Below are 893 nucleotides of genomic sequence, written 5' to 3'. Positions count from 1 at the left end.
ATTCTGGAATCGCTTCGTGCCGGTCAGTTTTATGCCCGGCAGGATTTGCTGGTGAATGAAACGGATCTGGCAACGCTGGATTTTGCGAGGAAGGTCCACATCAACGGCATGGACTACCTGCTGGCATCGCTGTCGGGATCACTGCCCGTCACCGGCCCGTTTCAGGCGTTACTGGTCAGGGTTTAGGATGGTATAATAATACCACGCCGCCATCTTTTTCAGCCAGTAGTTTCGCTGGGCCAGCGTGATTTTTTCCGGCCAGATACGAAGTTCAACCAGGATAGGTAAACTTCTGACCTGTACCGTTGGGTATGAAGTCTCATACTGGTCTAATTGTAACAGGCTCCTGAACTCAATGACAGTTGCCATTAAGTTAGGAGCATCGTCATGAAAAAGAAAAGCCGCTTCGTTGGTCGAAGCGGCTTCATTATTTTCTATCCTGAATCGTTGTTTCATGCGTCAGGTAACCACCTGGCAAAATACACCTTGGGGTGTCTGATGTCCGGTGCTTTAATGATATACAAGCATTGTTCACCGGCTACTTCGGTGATATAATAGGGAATCCACAGCTGCTCCCGAATGAAAATCGGGATATTGCGGTGCTTCCATTTCTGCCCGCGCTGATCCAGCCGGGCAAAATTCCCCCTTCCCAGGGCCATGCCTTCTTCGAAAAAATCCATATGAAACCGGTTTTTGACCGCTCGGTGCTGCGGTATGACTATACAACGGTACAAAAAAATGTCCTTTCTCCCGATCAGGGCAGGCAGTTTTTTGCAGCCTTACTCTGTTTTACTCAACGCTATGTCAAAAGTGATTCCCCTGAACAGCGCAAAGCCGCTGCTCAAAACCCCTGTCAGCTACTATGGGGGCAAACAGATGATGCTGCGGCACAT

At 49.3% G+C, this 893-nt stretch carries 3 protein-coding genes; 1 reads left to right on the top strand and 2 read right to left on the bottom strand.

The window, feature by feature from the left end; genetic code table 11:
- Nucleotides 1-186: hypothetical protein (locus tag BLX24_RS33130; RefSeq protein ID WP_177225991.1), on the top strand; the 186-nt coding region annotated here is incomplete at its 5' end.
- Here BLX24_RS33130 and BLX24_RS30740 read toward each other — a convergent pair.
- Together BLX24_RS30740 and BLX24_RS30735 are read right to left on the bottom strand one after the other, a co-directional pair.
- Complete coding sequence (locus BLX24_RS30740; protein ID WP_071506933.1) at nt 169-456, bottom strand: hypothetical protein; 288 nt, start codon at nt 454-456, stop codon at nt 169-171. The two genes, BLX24_RS33130 and BLX24_RS30740, sit on opposite strands and share 18 nt — an antisense overlap.
- A complete protein-coding gene (locus tag BLX24_RS30735) occupies nt 453-680 on the bottom strand; it encodes a hypothetical protein (RefSeq protein ID WP_071506932.1) in 228 nt (75 codons plus the stop codon). The genes BLX24_RS30740 and BLX24_RS30735 overlap by 4 nt, the downstream gene beginning before the upstream one ends.
- Nucleotides 681-893 lie beyond the last annotated feature (213 nt).

The sequence above is a fragment of the Arsenicibacter rosenii genome (assembly GCF_001870735.1).
Taxonomy (GTDB): Bacteria; Bacteroidota; Bacteroidia; order Cytophagales; family Spirosomataceae; genus Arsenicibacter; species Arsenicibacter rosenii.
This window is presented reverse-complemented; position numbering and strand designations above follow the sequence as displayed.

Excerpts from the sequence above, each read along its gene's own strand:
- BLX24_RS30740 (WP_071506933.1), bottom strand. The coding sequence starts at position 456 with ATGAAACAACGATTCAGGATAGAAAATAATGAAGCCGCTTCGACCAAC.
- BLX24_RS30735 (WP_071506932.1), bottom strand. The coding sequence starts at position 680 with ATGGATTTTTTCGAAGAAGGCATGGCCCTGGGAAGGGGGAATTTTGCC.